Genomic DNA, 19385 nt, shown 5'->3' with positions numbered 1-19385 from the left:
CATATACAAACCAAAATCGGCTATTTATGATAATAAATATCAATAGTCATAAATAGCCAAATTCTACATTTTATTTATATCACTAAAAACAATAAATATCCTTGGAGCTACTCGCCCATGCTCCGATAAAAACCAACATATGCATTAGCAAATAATTGGCAGCCAAATTTGATACCTTCTTTAATCATAAATTGATATTTTGGTTCATCCCAATATTGATTGACTACTTTCAAAAAATCTTCTGAGTGCTCAATATCCAGTTCTCGATGTAAACCATAATGGGTGATCTTATCTTCTGGCAGCCAACCCTCTTTAGTTATAGCTTCAAATATCATGCACGATACATCAACAAACGTTCTCTCAATACCTGCATACATAGAAGCAGCAAAACGAAAATCACAAAAAGCAGAAACTCCACGTAATGCTTCATTAAAGATCCGAGCATTCGGAGGGGGGTTCTGTAAGTCAATACTGGATATATCACCGCCTAAACGTTCGATCAAAGTTAAGATTGTATTTCCATGTACATTTTCCTTGATACCTTGACCATGTTCTTCCCAAAGATTACCCACCAAGGCAATTCGTGAAATAGGGTCGGATATATTGGCTATAATTTGTGCCATTGGCCTACTGAAAAAATAAACCATCGGTGCAAATTCTAATTGGCTATTTAAAAATTGTTCATGAGTCATTTCACCAGAAGTCAGAGATTTAAAATAGGGATTTTCAGGCAGATTTAAATCAAGTATAGATGATTCCAATTGGTTTTTTAATTCTATATTCAATGACATACATCAACCTCCAAGTTTATTTTCAGGGAAGAATACGTTTTTTATCAAACAAGATAAAAGTAAATTAATCATTTCCTTTAAAATAACCATGGCATATTTCAGTTACATTGACTTATATTTAATTATATTAATCATTAATAATTTATTAGCTCATTAAATTACCGATAAAAATAGCATCATAAAATATACAAATTTAAATAATTCACATCATTAACAAAGTGAAATAACCATTCTAACTCCCAATATATAAATTATATTTACATCACTTTAGTTTAATTAAAAGTACACGATGATATTTTGTCGCTTTTATGGAAGCTAAAAATAATTACGCCGGGGGTATTTTTACCGATTCACTGGATTGTGATATGAAAAGAGTTTAATACTAAACACGCCTCATAATATTTGAATACGGTAGCTTTGGCTCAGTTTTTTAATTATCGCAAGTTGTTCAGGGAGTCTGACATCACCAGAAAAGTAGCCTTCTTTAAGAGCTCGTCATGCTTTTCGAGATGAGCAATTTTCTTTTTTAGTGCACGAATTTCAACTTGTTCTGGTGTCATTGCCGATGCTTTTGGCGAAATACCTTTACGCTCATTTTTGAGTTGCCGAACCCATTATCCAATGGTTGATTTCACCATGTCCATGGCACTAACTGCTTCAATCATGGCATAATTCTGGTCGAGAACTCATTGAGCGATTTCAAGTTTAAATTCCATACTGAAATTACATCTAATTTGCTTTGTCATACATGTCACCTATTAAGTTATGCAGTGTATAATAGTACCTCTATTCAATGACCAAATTAACTATGCCACTAAAAACTACTATTATAAAGGGACTTCTTCTTGGTACATCATCACTTCCCAAAATATGAATAACATAATTACGATATCGATTAACAGTTATTGCTCCTCCCATGTAAACAATAATAAGAGGAGCTGTCGCTATTACCTATAATCAAATACGATGATCGTGCTGCCGAGATATTCACCTGCAACCGCCGCTTCTGTTCCTAATGAATCAGAGATGTAAATGGGGGTATTCCCACCCTCAATAGTGGACTCTATAACACTTACATAATCTTTTCCGTCCAAGGATATAGTAAGAGTATGAGAGAGTTGAGATCCTGAGGGGGACTTGATTACATCAGTTTTCGATATAGGATCATTGTACATAACATAAATACTCACATTTGCACTTTTATTACAGTTAATGCTGCCCTGTCCAGTAGCGACGTGTCCTGCCACGAGTTCACGGCTAATAACACCATGGTTAATATTTGGTATTGAGGTTGTGCAGACAGGTGGTACGATATCATAGTTAACATATTTACACGTTGCATTTTGAAGTGGAGTTCCATAATTCTCCATATCATAGGGAATCGTTGGAGGTACAGTAGTACTGAGCCCGTACAGTTGCGCACATACAGCAGTATTCGGCGCTAGTTCATACACGCCTTCGCTCCCAAAACTGGTGGCGACTCTTAACAGTCTGAAAAACAATCTCACTGATGATGTCATCACTAGAATAATGGTGACAGGATAACGGTAATTGAATACTATCTGACCATAACGTCGTCCACTTTCCATTAATGCTTGGATACCAAATACGACTAACGAATGTACACATACTACAAAGAGGGGGACCAAAACTACTATTAATATAACCACACGTTGGCCTATGTCCAATGTTTTGTGGATTAAGAATACTGTCAAGCGAGAGCCAAGTGATTGTTTTAGGAGTAAGCCAATTACCACTGCCAAATCGATCCTCGAGTTCTAGGCTAAAATTAGAACCGAATGCAAGTAATGGGACTAATAGAAGTAAGGTTAGTAATAATTTCATATTATTCTCGTCTATATACACCAAGGCAATAAGAAAGAGCTGATAATACGCCCGAAATCCTCTGCCTCATCGTTAAAACAAATGACATTCAGCACTAAGTCTGACGATATCCAGCTTTGCTCATGGAACTACTGGCTCCTGCGGTTGATTTTTCAGTTTGCACTAAAATGTATTCATTATTCATATATCAAGCCATACGTCAGAGTTGCTGTAAAAAACCCCGGTTGAATGCTCTCTACCGTTGCGCCTTCCACCGCCTGCACATATGCTCGCAACCGAATAGTCATATCCCCTTTTTTTATCGGTATTAAAGGCTCTACCTGAGTGTTATTAATGGGTAACGCTACCCCACTCGGGGTTTCAAGACCTATCGCAATCCCACTAGCCTGACTTCCAGCATCTACATTCAGTAATCCATTGTCGGTCGTCGAAACACCACTAAATTTCACTGAAATACTATTTCCCAAAGAAGTATCACAATCCGTCAAATGAAATTGGATGTCTTCCTTGCTATAACGACGTTGTCCATTCAGCAAATCCTTTGAATTAATATTGCCGCCAAAATCAACCCCAAAATTTTCATAGGTAGGATCGACTGTGCATGGCAATGCAATCAATGTCCCGCTGTACTGGATATCATTACTGTTCATCGCCTGAGTAGTTAATGACAAACAACTACAAAATAATAAACATGCACTTATTGATATCCAGCGTGTTACCTTACCATTGAGTCTATTCATGGATAATTCATCTCCACGCTAGCCGTTGCAGTAAATCCCCCTTCAAACAAGGTTACTGAAGGATCCGTATCTTTGACTGGTACCGCATATAACGGTAAAGCTGCGCTGCCATTACTCGACATTTTTATTGGGGTTCCCGTATTCGGTGGAATAACCTGCCCCTCGTGATACAAACGGATCCCAAGCCCTGGTACACTGGCTTGTAATGCCTTGTCGTCAAAAGGCGCTGCCATACCACGGTACTCTAGATATAAAGCGACCGACTCCCCTAACCCTGCACCGCAACTTAGCGTTAACGTAAAGTCTTTTTGATAATTAACCCCATTAATTTTAGTAATACCAACTTCACCGAATGGGACTTTAATGGGTTGATTCACACCTTCAGGCCCTGACACATCACACGGTGGGTTTTGAATTAAATTCGCCGTGAAATTGACATCAACAGCATGTGCCATCTGTAATATAAAACTCGCTGATACAAAGACACTTAACCTTAATATTGTTTTTAACCTCATCATTGATACTCCACACTCAACGTCGCGGATGCAGTCATCTGACCGTCATTAATCCCCCCAGTCCCACTGCCAATCGGTATCACACTGAGGGTTGGCTGAGTGCTATAATTAAAATGACGCCAGACACCTAAATTCAGATTACTGTTACCCGCCATAAGGCGTAATCCTAAGTTCTTGTCCGAGGTGGACAACACATTCGCCGCTTGGCCACTCATGCGGGGGCCATCAAATTTCAGTTTTAAGGCTGGATTACTTGCTGCATCGTCGCAACTTAGAGTATACGGAATGTCAGTTTTCCCGTAGCTAACGCCATCGATGTTTTTTATGATCAGGTCGCCCATCGCCACATTGATGGGCTGTCCAATCCCGTCAGGCCCGTAGATATCACAGGTCTTCTCAACCACTGTGACCTTCACGGTTAAGGTATAGGTTTCTGCAAGGGTCGCCGCTGAACACAGCATCAAGCTGCTCATCAACAGACTCATTGCCAGCACTTTCGGCAGTCGACATCGTCTCATTGTCATAGTGATGACCACTCCTACTCGTACAACATTTCAAATGCAATCAGCGCCGAATACGCTCCCGGCACAAGCTGCCCCGTTCTCACCGGCGTCACGTAATAGGTCAACTGACTTTGCCCTGAAGGCAATAACTGTGGCTCACTTTCTAACCCCAAAGGTAGCAGTGAACCATTTGGCGTCGTGATAGCCAGCCCCAATCCTCTTACCCCATTGACGCGAGCGACATCCGGCATTGATGGCACACTATCTGCTAAAAAACGAATTTTGACTGCTGGCTGACTGGAGCTCCATGCTGTCATTCCCGTTTGTACATTATCTAAACGAGTCTCAGTCTCTAAACAGTCCTCTAACTCAATCTGAAACGGTACGGGTGCTCCTCTACCATTATGCTGCAAGGTACTGGTATCCAAATTCCCCATCTCGACTGATTGGTAACTAGATGTCATCGCTAGCCGACATGGGCTTTCCGTTAATGAACCTGACACGTACAACACACCATGCTGTCCATCGACATTCCAGTTATCTACTGGCCGATAGAGATTGCCATTATTATCAGCCGCCATGCCTGATAAACTGACGGTGCTGCTAAACATCGCTAGAAGTAAGCCGTATCGGAAAACGTTTTTTCTTTGTAAGTCTGTCATGCGTACTCCTTCAATATGGGCACCGTCAGTCGGGTGCTTACTCGAATTATTCGCTTTTACCATTTGGAACAACCTGACAGCTCGACGCCTGACAGCGGAAGGTCAAATTAGGGCGTCCACCATAATCATTGATGTAAGTCAGTACGGGATTATTTCCTAATTGATTAGCGCTGATGCCTAAATCATCCTGCCCAAACGGTGGCACCATGACAGGTGTAAAATCTTTGCCATCCGATGCTTTGCCATTAGTCGTCGCATTAATAATCGTGACGTAATACGGGGTTGGATTTTTCACGATATAACGTTCACCTTGTTTATCTAAGGTTAATTTGTCTTGCCATGGCGCACCGTTTTTTTCAGGCATTATCGCTTTAGGTCGATAAAACAGTTTCACTCGTGTTTGCAGAGCAATTTGCAATGTGTTTGGTTTATCGCTTTTTGGCGGTATTTCTCGTAAATTAAAATAAAATAAAGACTCACGATCTTGAGGTAACGCACTAATAGCAGGTAATGCTTCAATTTTTACTTGGCTTGATTTACCTGGCTCTAAACGCTGTACGGGCGGTAATACAACCAATGGCGATTGGATCTTCTGCCCTTCCGCATTTTCAATCCACCCTTGAGCTAAATATGATAACTGTTTGTTGTTATTTGAAATATTGAGTGAGATTGACTTTTGTCCACCATCAAAAATAACCCGAGTCCTATCCATCGATACCGCGGAATAAGCTGTGCTGCTAAATAATGCCAAACCAATTAACCCCATGGTTGCACGATAAGAAATCGTTAATTGCATAGTTATTTACCTTTTATTTCTGTGTTCTCTCTTGAGCCATGCTTTTCGTGAATTAGGCTATTCTTGTGCTGCATAAAACTATCTTTTCACTATCACCGTTGATGCTGGTAACGTTGTCGGAATACACGGCAATAGTAATGCTTCCTGTAAAGAACCTAACTGAATAGGAAAGGTGATCTGACAAGCCTTATCTTCTCCCCAAGTCACAGTCATCACACTCTGAGGGTTAATACCACTGATATAAGCACTTCCAGAATCACCCACAATTCCTGTATTTTGCGCTTTACTGTTTTGTATTTGAGCGCCGAATGGCGGGTGGCTACCATCAGGCAATCGCAGTACTGTCATCGCTTTTTGTCCTGATACCACAGCAAAATGACGATAACCTACAGCGCCTTCTGTGAGCGTGGCTTGTACTACCGACTGCTGTGCTTCTACATTGTCTGGTAATGCATTTAAGTCAATTTGAGCCTTACTACGGTAGTAACTACTCACATCACCAACAATGGCTTTACCAAACATATTGGAGGTAATCGGTGCACCAATCCCTTTGATCGGCACATCCGAAACACCATCGGTATCGACTAACATTCGCGTTCCACCTAATGTATTAATACGATGAAGTCCGCCCCCCTCTGGGGTAAAAGTCATTCCACCGCTCATTGATAGACCAAATGCACTATATTGGTTATGCATATAACTCACATTAGCCGTTAAACGTGCGATATCAGCTTGATGGGTGATAAATGCACTCCCCGTTCCACCTTTTTTGCTACTCCCGACACTCAACTGGTATGTCGTTCGATCATTGATTCGGTCGTAATAGGTCGCCCGATTTGTCGTATCGTAGCGACTACTATTCAGCGAATACCCTACGTTGGCGCCGTTACTTAAGGGGAATGAGGTCGATAGATATATACTGTCATCCTTAACACCGTTATAAACACTGCGGTTTGCCGATAAGTTAACACTGATATTTTTGAGTGAACCAATATCCATATATTTCGACAGCATGATGCTGTAATAATCATTATCCGGCTGATCCCAATAAGTTTGGTGGTTATAGTTGAGGTATAACGACATTCCTAACTCGCCGAAATTTTTATTCAGCGATATCGTATATAACTCTTTACTCCCTCCATAACGCTCACCGGTTTTCAGTGCATTTAAGAAATCAGACATCGACATAAAGTCACGCTCGGAAAAGCGATAACCTGCAAATTGAATAGTGCTATCAATCGCCTCAAAACGTTTAGAGTAATTAATACGGTAGGAACCTCCGTTTAAATTCCCCATACTCGGTAATCGGGCAAAAGATTGAGTAACATCGAAAGATAAAGCTCCAAATGCCAATAAATCACGCCCAATACCCAGCGATACGGCATTGTAATTTTTACTATTCAGGCTACCGCCAAATAGTGACCAGCCATTATTGACGCCCCACGAAAATTCACCCGTGACAAAAGAGTCCCCTTCACTGTGACGCTGATAATTAGTTGGTTGGCCTAATGCTAATTTGTATTGTATTTGCCCTGGGCGCGTTAAATAAGGCAAGCTAGCTGTATCTATTTGAAATTCTTGGGTTGTACCATCCTGTTCTTTAACTGTGATATCGAGTTTGCCACTAACAGCATCACTCAAATCCTGAATACGAAACGGCCCCGGAGCGATTTGTGTTTCATACAACACTCGCCCTTGCTGGCTAACTATTACCGTCGCATTTGTTTTTGCAATGCCTGTCACTTCTGGTGCATAGCCACGCAAATTTGGCGGGAGCATATTCAATTCAGAACGCACACTGGCGCCAATAAAACGAAATGAATCAAAGATATTAGAAACAAGGTAATCCTCCCCTAATACCAATTTAGCCGCGAGTGACGGCAATGCGCGATAGGCATAAAACCGATTCCAGTCAAAGTCTTTATTAACCGAATCACCAGAACCAGTAGCATGATTTAAACGGCCTTGCCAATCAGCGCGAAAGCGCCAAGCCCCTAAGTTCACCCCTGCAATACCATTTCCATTTAACGCATAACTATCGTGACCACCGTTATATGAATTATTGGCATTACCATTAATGTTATAGTCCAGCATCAACGCAGCAATCCCCTCATCCCAACGCGATGGTGGATCCCAGTTAGGCGCAGTGAATTCGAGATAAGCTTGTGGAATACTCACGTATAATGACGAGGTAGCTAAATCACCACGGATTTGCATCCCAGGTAAGCTACTTGCTGTAAGGCACTGTCCGTCATGCCACCATGCCAACTCTTTTTTTGCCGATGAAGTCAATCCAAATTGCTCCGCTACCTCTGGCGATATACAAGCTGTACTACCTTGTGGATCATCTTCAGGGGGATAAAAAGGCACTGACACTTCTGAAAACTGCTCGCCATTAACCTTTAGAAACCTGACCTAAATCAATAGTTTGGCTTTCATCTCCTGGAGCGATTGAGCATGGTGCTTCAATAATAGACCCCGTGAAAGTTACTGTGCCTTTTCCTGCATCCACAGCAAAAGCGGATGCGCTCATTGCACCAGAAATTAAGGTTGCTAAAATAATTTTTTTCATGATTGCCTCTGCAATATAAATATATTGTATTTGAAAAAAGGAATGTATTGACAATCCTTCAGACGTGCGTATTCCTAATTATTTAGAGATAAATAATTTAAAAACCTTTAAATAAAAAGAAATGATAAAATAACTAACCCCATAAGTTAGTTTGGTCATATCGAGAAAATATTTCGAGCTGTTTCTTCAATTCTTCCGATTGGTCAGTAGAGCTAAATACATTATGATATTGCACACAGATTTTCTTTTCCTTTTCGAATACCTGTAAAAAGACCTGATTAAAGAAATCTGTTAATGAAACATTTAATGCATTTAAAATAACAATCAATGTATCTATTGTTATATTACAAACTCCACATTCATAACGTGATATTTGTTGTTGGGAAACATTAACTAGCTTAGCTAGATCTTTTCCTGTCATCGAACGTTCTTTGCGTAATTTATGTATTTCTTTCCCGATAGCTTTGGTAAAAACAGTTCTTGAATCATCGAGTTTATTTTTCGGCATTTGTACCGCATCTACTCTCACTATTTTTCTCCATGCATTAAATTAATTACACTTACCTATTTAAATGTCACTTACATAAATATATCGAACGAAGATAACTAATAAAAATCGATATGCATAGAAACCCATTCCATTTAAAATTCCATTTTAAAATTGAATAAAAAATCTATCTTCAACATGTTTTATGCAACTTTAAGTCTATAGGTATAAATAATGTTGTTTTATGTATTGTCACTGAATCAATGCCTATTAATTTACTTGAGCATTGGAGTAAAATCAAACTTCCCCCCTACCATCTGGCAGCACAGAGATCTCCTGTTTACACCATTAAAGAGTAACTTGAATATCGTAAAACCTAGCTATTTTGCTGGCTTCTAGGGTGAATCACTTTAAGATAGTCTATATAAAATGGACTTTTCAACCATAAAAACACTAATTATGACGCAAATAAAGATGAAAATTTTAAATTTTAAATTTTAAATTTTATAAATAGTCATAATCATTAATGAAAATATAAATTAATTAATTTATTAAACACCTCTTATAAAATAGCAAACAGAAAAATAAATATATATTTTTCATATAGATACAAAGCAGTCCACATTATTTCAAATAATAACCAATCTTTAAATATCAGATAAGACTCCTTCAAAAGTTAACGTTATCTTTTGATTTAGGTAATAATACTAACCACGATTTCATAATCACTTTTAAAATAATAATCAGCATAACTAAAAATAAGACGTGTTAATTTTTAGTTAATTTCATAATATTGGAAAACGACTACTAATTTACATAATATAAATATGCAAGAAAAATGAATATACTCTTATTATGTTTATTTTATTTAAAATTAAATATACTTATAATGAGTATCATAAAGGGATAAAAACAAAATTTAACTTTTAAAACCAATTTAAATTGAAAACCATTATTATTATCAAAAACACTTAAAAGTAACATTAAAAGCCATCAAGAGATGAATAAGTGATTTATAGATTATGAATTGAACGATAGTGTTTTAATCGCCAACTAAAAGAGGATTAAATCAATATCATTTATTCAGGATGGGAAATACTAAAAGGTAGTGAAGCGAAATGATTCACACAAAAGGATGGGAGTTAAAGTTATCTAACTAATTTTCTCATCGTCATACCTCAATAACGATCATTAATGTCATGTTAGCTTTCATCTGTTTATTTAGATTTATAAATTGCTTACGTGTAATAGTAGTCTTAACTCAAGACTTCGTTCTCTATTTCATAAACTTTATTACTGACTCGCTGCAATAGCCATGAACACAGATTGGGATATCAAGAGCATCCCCTATCATTACATTTATGAGGGATTTTTCTTTTGTGTATTTGAGAGAACAAAGGCATAAATGCAAAAAGCCCTGATTCTAAAAATCAGGGCTTCGATATCTGGCGGAACGGACGGGACTCGAACCCGCGACCCCCTGCGTGACAGGCAGGTATTCTAACCAACTGAACTACCGCTCCGAACATTCCCCTTGGGAACGCGATGCATATTACGAATACTTTCAATAACAGTCAATACTTTTTCTTGAAAAAACGTGCATTTGAACAGTTTTTAGCCTTAAAAGCGAATAACTATTAATGAACCGTCTCCCCTTCCTCAGGCGATTGACGCCAGAGACAAGGCTTACCACCTTTTTTATCGACGATATCTAGCCGCTTTTCATGTTCAATCAGCTCTTCATCCGTCGCATAAAGTACCCTTAACCCACTGACAGGACGGTCTATCCGTTGTACTTCTTCAACATAACTTTCGTTTGAAGTATCTGCTTCCATTGAAAAAGCCAAAGACGTCTGTCCACCAGTCATCGCTAAATAGACATCAGCCAGTATCTCGGCATCGAGCAAAGCCCCATGGAGAGTTCGTTTCGTATTATCAATCAAATAGCGATCACACAACGCATCCAAGTTATTCCGTTTACCGGGAAATATTTGCCGAGCCATGACTAAACTATCCGTTATTTGGCAAAAATCGGCCGTTGGCGGTATATCTTTATTCAATTTGCTAAATTCGTAATCCATGAAGCCAATATCAAAGGGGGCGTTATGGATAATCAGCTCTGCTCCACGAATAAACTCAATAAACTCATCGGCAATATCAGCGAACACGGGTTTATCTTGTAAAAACTCATCACTGATACCATGAACCTCAAAAGCTTCAGGGTCCACGAGACGATCAGGTTTTATATAGACGTGAAAATTGCGCCCCGTCAGCCTACGATTGATAACCTCGACGGCTCCAATTTCAATAATGTTATGGCCTTCATAATGAACGCCCAGTTTATTCATACCTGTGGTTTCAGTATCGAGGACAATTTGTCTGGTTATCGCCGTGCTCATAATGGATTTTTGTGTCAAACTAGAGATTGATGAATAAGGTAGAGTTTAACAGAAATGACAAAGCAGGTAGAAATTTTCACTGATGGTTCCTGTCTGGGTAATCCAGGTCCAGGTGGTTATGGCATTCTTCTTCGTTACCAACAGCATGAAAAGACACTCAATGAAGGTTTTTTTATGACAACCAATAACCGTATGGAGCTACTTGCTGCTATTGTTGCCCTTGAATCGTTAAAACGACCATGTGATATTATTTTAACCACCGATAGCCAATATGTTCGCCAAGGGATCACACAATGGATCCACAATTGGAAGCGTCGTCATTGGCGTAAAGCAGATAAGTCTCCGGTAGTGAATGTTGACCTCTGGAAACGCTTAGATGCGGCTATCGCTCGCCATAAAATTGATTGGCGTTGGGTAAAAGGCCATGCAGGCCATCCGGAAAATGAAAAATGTGATGAACTCGCACGCCAAGCGGCTGAATCACCAACAAAAGAAGATACAGGTTACCAACCTACACAAGATTAAACGGGTTCAATCCCAACTTGCCTACATTTGCCCACACAGTGTAGGCCTTAATTCATATCGCGTGTTTATCGCTGAAATTTATAATTTTTTGGTGCTATCAGAAATACGCTTTGTTGCCCCCAGTGCAGTGCCTATTTTAACTTTCGGTTGTTTAAATTTGAGCAATGTCGGAGTTAGAGGGTAAGTTCGCTTTCTCGCAACAATCACATTTAAAGTACCTACCCCTTTTATGCGCTGATTTAACCAATTTTCAGGGCCATGCCATGGAAACACCTGACAATTGCGATGGTAAAGTACTTCATAATTCAATACACTAAGCCAATCAAATACCCTTAACGTAGGAAAAAGACGGCTACAATAAGGTTGCTGTTTACGAAGGAACGGCACCATTTTACCGATCCCTAATAAGCTAAATGGGTTAAAGCCAGAAATAATTAGCCAGCCATCATCAACGAGCACACGGTCAACTTCACGCAATACCCAATGGGGGTCATGGCTATATGCCAACATGTGTGAAATTAAGCATGCGTCGATTGATTTGGCCGTAAAGGGAAGCGCTTGTGGTTCAGCGATAACTTGAAAACGAGGGTCACCATTCCCCAAACAAAACTGATGCGATACCATACACTCTTCGGTATCGACCTCAGTACTGAGGTGCCCAAGCTTAAGCAAATGAAAGCCAAATATTTTTGGCCACCAAGGGCGAAGCTGATATTGCAACGCTTGACGATAGTGTTCCCCAAAAGGAATATCAGACCAACTCACAGGCATCTGGAACTTTTTTTCAATACGCGCTGGCTTCATCAAATTCCCCTTAATCAAAATAGAGAGGTCATTATGGAGTTAATACGAGTCCCTGCTTTAAATGATAACTATATTTGGATTCTGTCTGATAATAACCAACAGTGTATCATTGTTGACCCCGCGGAGTCAGAGCCAGTCCTCGAAATATTGGCGCAAAAAAAGCTTACCCCAACGGCTATCTTACTGACCCATCATCACGATGACCATACTGGTGGTGTAAAAGGTATTCTGAAAAACTTCAGTAACCTACCTGTTTTTGGGCCTCAAGAGACTCAAGTTAAAGGAGCAACACAAATCGTTGAGCAAGGTGATAGTGTCAAAATTAACGATTTTAATTTTGATGTTATTGGCTTACCTGGACATACCCTTGGTCATATTGCTTTTTATCAAGCCCCTTATCTATTTTGTGGCGATACCCTGTTTTCTGCTGGGTGTGGAAGGATATTTGAGGGTACACCGGAGCAAATGTATCAATCCATTCAGAAAATTGCTGCTCTCCCTGATGACACATTAATTTGTTGTGCCCATGAATATACTCAATCTAATTTGAAATTCGCTCACCATATTTGGCCTGAAAACACGCAAATTAGCCAATATCAAGAAGAGGTTGCCGCTAAGCGAAACAAAAATCAACCAACTGTACCTACCACGCTAAAAACAGAACGAAAAGTGAATATTTTTTTACAGTGTGATAATGCACAATTGCAAAGAAAATTAAATATAAATCAAGCTAACCCACCACTTAGAGCTGTTTTTACCGTTCTACGTCAATTAAAAGATCATTATTAACGTTTAATTATTGTCTTCTTTGTGTCGGATAAGTATTATTGTTCGACTTTTACACATACAACAAAGAACCAAGACACAATGAAGACAATAGCGACTATTATCGCCATTGTTCTGCTGGCCGGATGCCAATCTTCGCCTCAACAAACCAAGCAGAACAGGTCTTCAGCAAACCACACTATAGAAACCGTTGCTCCACATAATCAGGCAGCAAGCAGACAAATCTCAACGGTAGATAACGACCTTTGGGGTTATATCAGTGATGAGCTGAAGATGGATATACCTGATAATGCTATCATCAGGGAACAGGCAAGTAATTACTATACAAAACAAAGTTTTCTCTACGACGTCACATTAAGGGCCGAACCTTATATGTACTGGATCGTGGACGAAATCGATAATCGTAACTTACCCATGGAATTGGCTCTGATTCCAATCATAGAAAGTTCATTCAATCCAAAAGCAACCTCACCTGCACAGGCGGCAGGATTGTGGCAAATTGTTCCTATCACCGCACGCTCTTATGGCTTAAAACAAGATCAATGGGTCGATGAGCGCCGTGACTTAGTCACATCGACTAAGGCTGCTTTTGATTTGCTCGAAAATTTAAATATCATGTTTGGACATGATTGGGAATTAACCTTAGCCGCTTATAACTGCGGTGAAGGCTGTGTACTGAATGCGATTAAGAAGAATGAAGAAGCTGGGTTGCCAACTGATTTCTGGTCGTTATCTTTACCTAAAGAAACAAAACAATATGTGCCTAAAATATTAGCGCTTAGCCAAATATTAAGAGCACCTGAAAAATATCAAATTAAATTACCGCGTAGTAACCGAAATAGAGCGTTAACTCAAGTCGATGTTGGGCAGCAAATTACATTAACCCAAGCTGCCGAGCTAACAGGTATTTCGGAAGAGTCGCTGAAAATTTATAATTCTGGCTATAAGCGTGGTGTAACATCACCTAATGGCCCACATTATATTATGTTACCGACAGCAAAAGCGGAGCAATTAAAAGTATCACTTTCTGACCAAGCTGTTTTAGATAATATCCGTCTCGCTGTGGCTAAAAATCAGCATCAGAGATCAACCCAACCCGCCAATAATTTCACTTATAAAGTGGCTAAAGGGGAATCGGTTGCAAGTATTGCCAAAAAATTCAATACGACAAGTAAAGAGATAAAGCGGCTTAATGGAATGAAAACGGCCACTATCTATCCGGGCCAAACCCTTAAGATAAAAGGTTCAGCCCCTACTGCCAATAGTCGTAAAACCAAAACTTATAGAGTGAAGAAAGGTGACTCTTATTACAGCATAGCCAAAAGGCATGGGATCAAACTCGGCGGATTCAAGTCCGAAGTGCAACGCTAAGCCGCCTTTCTTAGCTCCGCAAACACCACCGAAGGTTGTCTGAACCCCAGACACTTGCGTGGCCTGCTGTTCAACGCTCCCTGATAGCGTTGTAAGTCTTCTTCTGTCACTGTCCGCAGGTCTGTTCCTTTCGGGATAAACTGTCTTAACAACCCATTCGTATTCTCGTTCAGCCCACGCTCATGCGAGGCATACGGATGGGCAAAGTACGTATCTGCGTTCAGTGCTTCTGCTATCGCCTTGTGCTCACTAAACTCTAGACCGTTATCGAACGTTATTGTGTGACATACATCCTGATACTCACTCAGCAGTGAGATAATGGCCTTACTGACTTCCACCGCATCCTTTGAAAACACCTTTTTTGTCAGGTAAATACGGCTTTTGCGTTCTGCCAGTGTCACGATAGCACCAGTGCCCTGTTTACCCTGCACCAAATCGGCCTCCCAGTCCCCCAGACGGCTACGGTCATCGACGACTGACGGCCGTAGCTCAATGGATACCGCATCAGGGATGCGCCCTCGTTTCTGCCCGTAGCCCTTACGATATCGCCGTTTGCCCTGCCTAAGATGCCTGTACAACTCGCCACCGCTACGCTTATCCGCATAGATATACTGGTAAATCCATTCATGGCTGACGCTAAGACCAATAATGCTGCCAATTGCACTTATTTGCTCAGGACTCCACTTCCACTCCAGAGCAAATATCACGAAATCTATGGTCTGCTGAGGAATTGTCCTTTTGGCAGATGACAGCCGCCTATCACAGCACTTCTGGTGTGCCTGTTGTGGGTTATAACCAGTATCTGAAGTGTTACGCCTCAGTTCACGGGAGACCGTGGACTTGCTTACACCGATACGGATACCTATCTCATGGCAGGATAAATTATCCTCACGCAGTATCGATATCTGGTATCGTTGTCCTTCGGTTAGTTGCTGATACTTCATACTTACTCGCTCATCTTTGGTCGGAAGAGCAGGATAGCTTATCAGTAGCTAACCGTCCTTCCATCTAACATGACCGAGCGTTGCACTTATTATCTGAATTCGCGCTCAATGATTTAATGAGTTGGAATTCAGGTGTCAAAATGGCAGATCTAAAACCTGGTGTCACATTGAACCTCTACTTATAAAATAAGTCTCTGTCATGTACCTACCGATTAATCGGTAGGTATTACTTATTTGGTATTAAAAATTAATTATGCTTATCAATATTGGTATCATATTCAATTACCGTTAATCTTTTCTCTATTTTGTTAAAAAAACCTCTTCAAATTATTTTGCATATCGTTTTTAAGTTAAAATCATCGTTATTTTTTGTAAACAAACGAAAAGTATCTCTAATTGGATATAAAACTCCTTTAAAACTGCGCTTAATTGATATAAATAGCACTATAAGTCCTTTATCCTGCTTTATTTTTGAAAAAAAACCGCGGTCAGGTGGTGACTTATGTAATAAAAGTGCTATATTATTAGCACAGCGAAAACTGTTAGCGCTGCTAGCCCGTATTTGAATATTACTGATATAATTATTGATAATTCTAAAAATTACACCTACTTTGTTACAAAGTATATATAACCTAATGCGTTGATTAGTAAATGCTTATGTTAATAACCAAGGTGTTTTATTTAGTTTGTACTAGATTATTTAGATATAGAAATACACATAGCAAAGGTTAGTCTCGCCTGCGGAGGTGATTATGGATGAATATTCACCCAAAAATTATGATATATCTGAGTTAAAATACTTGTGTAACAGTTTGAATCGAGAAGCAATGTTAAGCTTACAGAAAACTAATACACACTGGGTCAATGATTTAAGTTCACCACAAAGTGCTAGACTTAATGAACTCATTGAACATATTGCAGCCTTCGTGTGGCAATTTAAGATAAAATATCCCAAAGAGAATCTCGTTATATCATTAGTTGAAGAGTATCTTGATGAGACTTATGATTTATTCGGAAGCCCTGTAATAACTCTAAGTGAAATTATTGACTGGCAGAGCATGAATCAAAATCTAGTTTCCGTACTTGATGATGATTTAAAGTGCCCTGCAAGCAAAACATAAAGATATTATTCGTCGCTATATAAACTATAACATAGCATGTTATAAAGCTTTTTTAATTATCAATAAAAGAAAGGGTATTATGACCAAAACTGATTATCTGATGCGTTTAAGAAAATGCACAACCATCGATACACTTGAGCGTGTTATTGAGAAAAATAAGTATGAGCTTTCTGAAGATGAGTTAGAATTGTTCTATTCAGCTGCTGACCATCGCCTTGCAGAACTCACTATGAATAAACTTTATGACAAAATCCCTGCATCGGTTTGGAAATTTGTTAGGTAACTACTTATTAATATGCACAGATAATAACTGGTTATAGCCGATAATTCATTTTATCGGCTTAATGTGTATATTGTCTTTCATTCTATTATTATACATTGTAAACGGCGGATTCAAGTCCGAAGTGCAACGCTAAGCCGCCTTTCTTAGCTCCGCAAACACCACCGAAGGTTGTCTGAACCCCAGACACTTGCGTGGCCTGCTGTTCAACGCTCCCTGATAGCGTTGTAAGTCTTCTTCTGTCACTGTCCGCAGGTCTGTTCCTTTCGGGATAAACTGTCTTAACAACCCATTCGTATTCTCGTTCAGCCCACGCTCATGCGAGGCATACGGATGGGCAAAGTACGTATCTGCGTTCAGTGCTTCTGCTATCGCCTTGTGCTCACTAAACTCTAGACCGTTATCGAACGTTATTGTGTGACATACATCCTGATACTCACTCAGCAGTGAGATAATGGCCTTACTGACTTCCACCGCATCCTTTGAAAACACCTTTTTTGTCAGGTAAATACGGCTTTTGCGTTCTGCCAGTGTCACGATAGCACCAGTGCCCTGTTTACCCTGCACCAAATCGGCCTCCCAGTCCCCCAGACGGCTACGGTCATCGACGACTGACGGCCGTAGCTCAATGGATACCGCATCAGGGATGCGCCCTCGTTTCTGCCCGTAGCCCTTACGATATCGCCGTTTGCCCTGCCTAAGATGCCTGTACAACTCGCCACCGCTACGCTTATCCGCATAGATATACTGGTAAATCCATTCATGGCTGACGCTAAGACCAATAATGCTGCCAATTGCACTTATTTGCTCAGGACTCCACTTCCACTCCAGAGCAAATATCACGAAATCTATGGTCTGCTGAGGAATTGTCCTTTTGGCAGATGACAGCCGCCTATCACAGCACTTCTGGTGTGCCTGTTGTGGGTTATAACCAGTATCTGAAGTGTTACGCCTCAGTTCACGGGAGACCGTGGACTTGCTTACACCGATACGGATACCTATCTCATGGCAGGATAAATTATCCTCACGCAGTATCGATATCTGGTATCGTTGTCCTTCGGTTAGTTGCTGATACTTCATACTTACTCGCTCATCTTTGGTCGGAAGAGCAGGATAGCTTATCAGTAGCTAACCGTCCTTCCATCTAACATGACCGAGCGTTGCACTTATTATCTGAATTCGCGAACAATGTATCCATCGTGCTCGTATTTTATCCAATTAAGCTTTGGATATTCATAATTAGACAACTTCTCAATAGCGCTACGCTTATTCATAAAGAATTTATAAAACCTTACAAATAATCGTCGCTTTATCTTATAAAAATAGCATTAAAATTAATAATACTCATTTCAAATTTACGATTTTGCTATTTTATCTGCCAATGAATATTAGCTTAAGTTATAAGATGAAAGAGGGGGGAAATAAACAGATAGGTTACTTAACTCATAATTGGGTGGGGGCCCTGCCAGCGACATCCCGGCACACACATCTCCTGCTGTGGCTGCTTCTTTCCAGACCTGACCAAATTAACAAGTTAGTGTTGCGGGAGAACCAACAGAGCCCCCATAGATTGCTTCCTAAAAAGCAGGAGGCATTATGCTTGATGACAACTAAAATAGCAAGAAAACTACTGCCAAGTGCTGATTTCTTGCACAAAATACGTAATTAATGATATTTATTAAAAAATAATCAACTGGTGGGTTCAATAACTAACCTAATTTCTTTGCTCGTATCATCACTAGTAGAGAGATTTTCTACTTTGGAAATCAGCAAGATATTACCATCAACAGATACTGTCGCTCTCATCGCAAGATGGGCATCTGGACGTACTTCATTCTTTTGATAGCTTAATTCAAAAGGAAAAGGAGACTGTTTGCCTAAAGTCTCATAATATTTTTGTGATAAGATCAACGCAGGTAGTTCCGCGATTGAAATATCCGCTAAGGTTACTGTAATCACGGCATTCTGAGGCAATTTGACCTGCTGCGGAATGACAACTTGCCCTCTAATGACGTCAGTGTCTAAATGCTGCTTTGCATTATGGCTGTGATTGTTAACCTTCGTCTCTTTTACATTATTATTATTACCTTCACAACCGACCAAAAAAGCAGGCAGAACAAAGCCAATTATGCATAGGTGTAGTTTCATAATAAATGTCCAAAAAACAATTTGTTGTTAAGTATTTTTATACTAATCAGAGTGTGATTTTTACTGAAGGCGAATTGATTATAGCTAAAAAATACT

The 19385-nt window shown here is 39.8% G+C and carries 19 protein-coding genes, 1 tRNA gene, 1 other RNA gene and 2 pseudogenes; 5 read left to right on the top strand and 18 right to left on the bottom strand.

The features are described 5' to 3' along the window. Positions 1 to 107: 107 nt before the first annotated feature. From M1E93_RS04940 to dnaQ, 13 genes and pseudogenes are all read right to left on the bottom strand, one after another. Positions 108 to 791, bottom strand: coding sequence for a TenA family transcriptional regulator (locus tag M1E93_RS04940; protein ID WP_426207160.1), 684 nt, complete (start codon positions 789 to 791; stop codon positions 108 to 110). A 396-nt stretch (positions 792 to 1187) separates the two neighbouring features. Continuing rightward, positions 1188 to 1541 (bottom strand): annotated as a pseudogene (locus tag M1E93_RS04935) (transposase); the annotation flags it as partial. A 197-nt stretch (positions 1542 to 1738) separates the two neighbouring features. After that, positions 1739 to 2245, bottom strand: a complete 507-nt coding sequence (locus M1E93_RS04930; RefSeq protein WP_308410120.1) for a hypothetical protein — start codon at positions 2243 to 2245, stop codon at positions 1739 to 1741. A gap of 567 nt (positions 2246 to 2812) precedes the next feature. Beyond that, complete coding sequence (locus tag M1E93_RS04925) at positions 2813 to 3376, bottom strand: fimbrial protein (protein ID WP_102780757.1); 564 nt, start codon at positions 3374 to 3376, stop codon at positions 2813 to 2815. Beyond that, positions 3373 to 3894 carry a fimbrial protein gene (locus tag M1E93_RS04920; RefSeq protein ID WP_102780758.1) on the bottom strand — a complete coding sequence of 174 codons (522 nt, stop codon included), beginning with the start codon at positions 3892 to 3894 and terminating at the stop codon, positions 3373 to 3375. Before M1E93_RS04920 ends, M1E93_RS04925 begins: the two co-directional genes overlap by 4 nt. Next, positions 3891 to 4415, bottom strand: a complete 525-nt coding sequence (locus M1E93_RS04915) for a fimbrial protein (RefSeq protein ID WP_230085153.1) — start codon at positions 4413 to 4415, stop codon at positions 3891 to 3893. Before M1E93_RS04915 ends, M1E93_RS04920 begins: the two co-directional genes overlap by 4 nt. Positions 4416 to 4429: 14 nt before the next feature. Further along, a complete protein-coding gene (locus tag M1E93_RS04910; protein ID WP_036941774.1) occupies positions 4430 to 5119 on the bottom strand; it encodes a fimbrial protein in 690 nt (229 codons plus the stop codon). Next, positions 5103 to 5852, bottom strand: a complete 750-nt coding sequence (locus M1E93_RS04905; RefSeq protein ID WP_426207159.1) for a fimbria/pilus periplasmic chaperone — start codon at positions 5850 to 5852, stop codon at positions 5103 to 5105. The genes M1E93_RS04910 and M1E93_RS04905 overlap by 17 nt, the downstream gene beginning before the upstream one ends. Positions 5853 to 5930: 78 nt before the next feature. Further along, a complete protein-coding gene (locus M1E93_RS04900) occupies positions 5931 to 8222 on the bottom strand; it encodes a fimbria/pilus outer membrane usher protein (RefSeq protein ID WP_426207158.1) in 2292 nt (763 codons plus the stop codon). Positions 8223 to 8256: 34 nt separating this feature from the next. Beyond that, positions 8257 to 8424, bottom strand: a pseudogene (locus M1E93_RS04895) (fimbrial protein); the annotation flags it as partial. Between the two features lie 133 nt (positions 8425 to 8557). Further along, entirely contained in the window at positions 8558 to 8953 is a 396-nt protein-coding gene (locus M1E93_RS04890; RefSeq protein ID WP_061064704.1) for a helix-turn-helix domain-containing protein, read from the bottom strand. A 1404-nt stretch (positions 8954 to 10357) separates the two neighbouring features. Next, positions 10358 to 10434: transfer RNA gene (locus tag M1E93_RS04885), tRNA-Asp, on the bottom strand. 114 nt (positions 10435 to 10548) lie between these two features. Then, positions 10549 to 11310 carry a DNA polymerase III subunit epsilon gene (gene dnaQ / locus M1E93_RS04880; protein ID WP_004927092.1) on the bottom strand — a complete coding sequence of 254 codons (762 nt, stop codon included), beginning with the start codon at positions 11308 to 11310 and terminating at the stop codon, positions 10549 to 10551. 54 nt (positions 11311 to 11364) lie between these two features. On the opposite strand from dnaQ, the gene rnhA reads away from it, so the two are divergent. Beyond that, the gene (rnhA, locus tag M1E93_RS04875; RefSeq protein ID WP_104872987.1) at positions 11365 to 11835 is read left to right on the top strand and encodes a ribonuclease HI; all 471 of its coding nucleotides are present in this window, start codon (positions 11365 to 11367) and stop codon (positions 11833 to 11835) included. A gap of 78 nt (positions 11836 to 11913) precedes the next feature. On the opposite strand, the gene M1E93_RS04870 is transcribed toward rnhA, so the two are convergent. Further along, the gene (locus M1E93_RS04870; RefSeq protein WP_053110025.1) at positions 11914 to 12639 is read right to left on the bottom strand and encodes a class I SAM-dependent methyltransferase; all 726 of its coding nucleotides are present in this window, start codon (positions 12637 to 12639) and stop codon (positions 11914 to 11916) included. Between the two features lie 33 nt (positions 12640 to 12672). Here M1E93_RS04870 and gloB point away from each other — a divergent pair, with 33 nt between their 5' ends. Both gloB and mltD read left to right on the top strand, forming a co-directional pair. Continuing rightward, on the top strand, positions 12673 to 13428 hold the full coding sequence (gene gloB, locus M1E93_RS04865; protein ID WP_040132835.1) for a hydroxyacylglutathione hydrolase: 756 nt from the start codon (positions 12673 to 12675) through the stop codon (positions 13426 to 13428). Between the two features lie 78 nt (positions 13429 to 13506). Next, positions 13507 to 14796 carry a murein transglycosylase D gene (mltD, locus tag M1E93_RS04860; protein ID WP_426207157.1) on the top strand — a complete coding sequence of 430 codons (1290 nt, stop codon included), beginning with the start codon at positions 13507 to 13509 and terminating at the stop codon, positions 14794 to 14796. Here the strand turns inward: mltD and M1E93_RS04855 are convergent. Further along, positions 14793 to 15740, bottom strand: coding sequence for an IS30 family transposase (locus tag M1E93_RS04855; RefSeq protein WP_140035165.1), 948 nt, complete (start codon positions 15738 to 15740; stop codon positions 14793 to 14795). The two genes, mltD and M1E93_RS04855, sit on opposite strands and share 4 nt — an antisense overlap. 752 nt (positions 15741 to 16492) lie before the next feature. On the opposite strand from M1E93_RS04855, the gene tomB reads away from it, so the two are divergent. After that, the gene (gene tomB / locus M1E93_RS04850) at positions 16493 to 16861 is read left to right on the top strand and encodes an Hha toxicity modulator TomB (RefSeq protein WP_004927067.1); all 369 of its coding nucleotides are present in this window, start codon (positions 16493 to 16495) and stop codon (positions 16859 to 16861) included. Positions 16862 to 16940: 79 nt separating this feature from the next. Further along, entirely contained in the window at positions 16941 to 17144 is a 204-nt protein-coding gene (locus M1E93_RS04845; protein WP_004927064.1) for an HHA domain-containing protein, read from the top strand. Positions 17145 to 17273: 129 nt separating this feature from the next. On the opposite strand, the gene M1E93_RS04840 is transcribed toward M1E93_RS04845, so the two are convergent. From M1E93_RS04840 to M1E93_RS04830, 3 genes are all read right to left on the bottom strand, one after another. After that, positions 17274 to 18221, bottom strand: a complete 948-nt coding sequence (locus M1E93_RS04840; protein ID WP_140035165.1) for an IS30 family transposase — start codon at positions 18219 to 18221, stop codon at positions 17274 to 17276. A 380-nt stretch (positions 18222 to 18601) separates the two neighbouring features. Next, an RNA gene (gene ffs, locus M1E93_RS04835) (signal recognition particle sRNA small type) lies at positions 18602 to 18698 on the bottom strand. 132 nt (positions 18699 to 18830) lie between these two features. Continuing rightward, positions 18831 to 19289: a YbaY family lipoprotein gene (locus M1E93_RS04830; RefSeq protein WP_004927062.1), complete on the bottom strand. Its 459-nt coding sequence runs from the start codon at positions 19287 to 19289 to the stop codon at positions 18831 to 18833. Positions 19290 to 19385: the final 96 nt, after the last annotated feature.

This window comes from Providencia sp. PROV272 (assembly GCF_049901975.1).
Classification (GTDB): Bacteria; Pseudomonadota; Gammaproteobacteria; order Enterobacterales; family Enterobacteriaceae; genus Providencia; species Providencia stuartii.
Note: the sequence above shows the minus strand (reverse complement) of the source record. Positions and strands in the feature narration are given on the sequence as shown.

Excerpts from the sequence above, each read along its gene's own strand:
- M1E93_RS04940 (WP_426207160.1), bottom strand. The coding sequence starts at position 791 with ATGTCATTGAATATAGAATTAAAAAACCAATTGGAATCATCTATACTT.
- M1E93_RS04925 (WP_102780757.1), bottom strand. The coding sequence starts at position 3,376 with ATGAATAGACTCAATGGTAAGGTAACACGCTGGATATCAATAAGTGCA.
- M1E93_RS04920 (WP_102780758.1), bottom strand. The coding sequence starts at position 3,894 with ATGATGAGGTTAAAAACAATATTAAGGTTAAGTGTCTTTGTATCAGCG.
- M1E93_RS04915 (WP_230085153.1), bottom strand. The coding sequence starts at position 4,415 with ATGACAATGAGACGATGTCGACTGCCGAAAGTGCTGGCAATGAGTCTG.
- M1E93_RS04910 (WP_036941774.1), bottom strand. The coding sequence starts at position 5,119 with ATGGTAAAAGCGAATAATTCGAGTAAGCACCCGACTGACGGTGCCCAT.
- M1E93_RS04905 (WP_426207159.1), bottom strand. The coding sequence starts at position 5,852 with ATGCAATTAACGATTTCTTATCGTGCAACCATGGGGTTAATTGGTTTG.
- dnaQ (WP_004927092.1), bottom strand. The coding sequence starts at position 11,310 with ATGAGCACGGCGATAACCAGACAAATTGTCCTCGATACTGAAACCACA.
- rnhA (WP_104872987.1), top strand. The coding sequence starts at position 11,365 with ATGACAAAGCAGGTAGAAATTTTCACTGATGGTTCCTGTCTGGGTAAT.
- M1E93_RS04870 (WP_053110025.1), bottom strand. The coding sequence starts at position 12,639 with ATGAAGCCAGCGCGTATTGAAAAAAAGTTCCAGATGCCTGTGAGTTGG.
- gloB (WP_040132835.1), top strand. The coding sequence starts at position 12,673 with ATGGAGTTAATACGAGTCCCTGCTTTAAATGATAACTATATTTGGATT.
- mltD (WP_426207157.1), top strand. The coding sequence starts at position 13,507 with ATGAAGACAATAGCGACTATTATCGCCATTGTTCTGCTGGCCGGATGC.
- M1E93_RS04855 (WP_140035165.1), bottom strand. The coding sequence starts at position 15,740 with ATGAAGTATCAGCAACTAACCGAAGGACAACGATACCAGATATCGATA.
- tomB (WP_004927067.1), top strand. The coding sequence starts at position 16,493 with ATGGATGAATATTCACCCAAAAATTATGATATATCTGAGTTAAAATAC.
- M1E93_RS04845 (WP_004927064.1), top strand. The coding sequence starts at position 16,941 with ATGACCAAAACTGATTATCTGATGCGTTTAAGAAAATGCACAACCATC.
- M1E93_RS04840 (WP_140035165.1), bottom strand. The coding sequence starts at position 18,221 with ATGAAGTATCAGCAACTAACCGAAGGACAACGATACCAGATATCGATA.
- M1E93_RS04830 (WP_004927062.1), bottom strand. The coding sequence starts at position 19,289 with ATGAAACTACACCTATGCATAATTGGCTTTGTTCTGCCTGCTTTTTTG.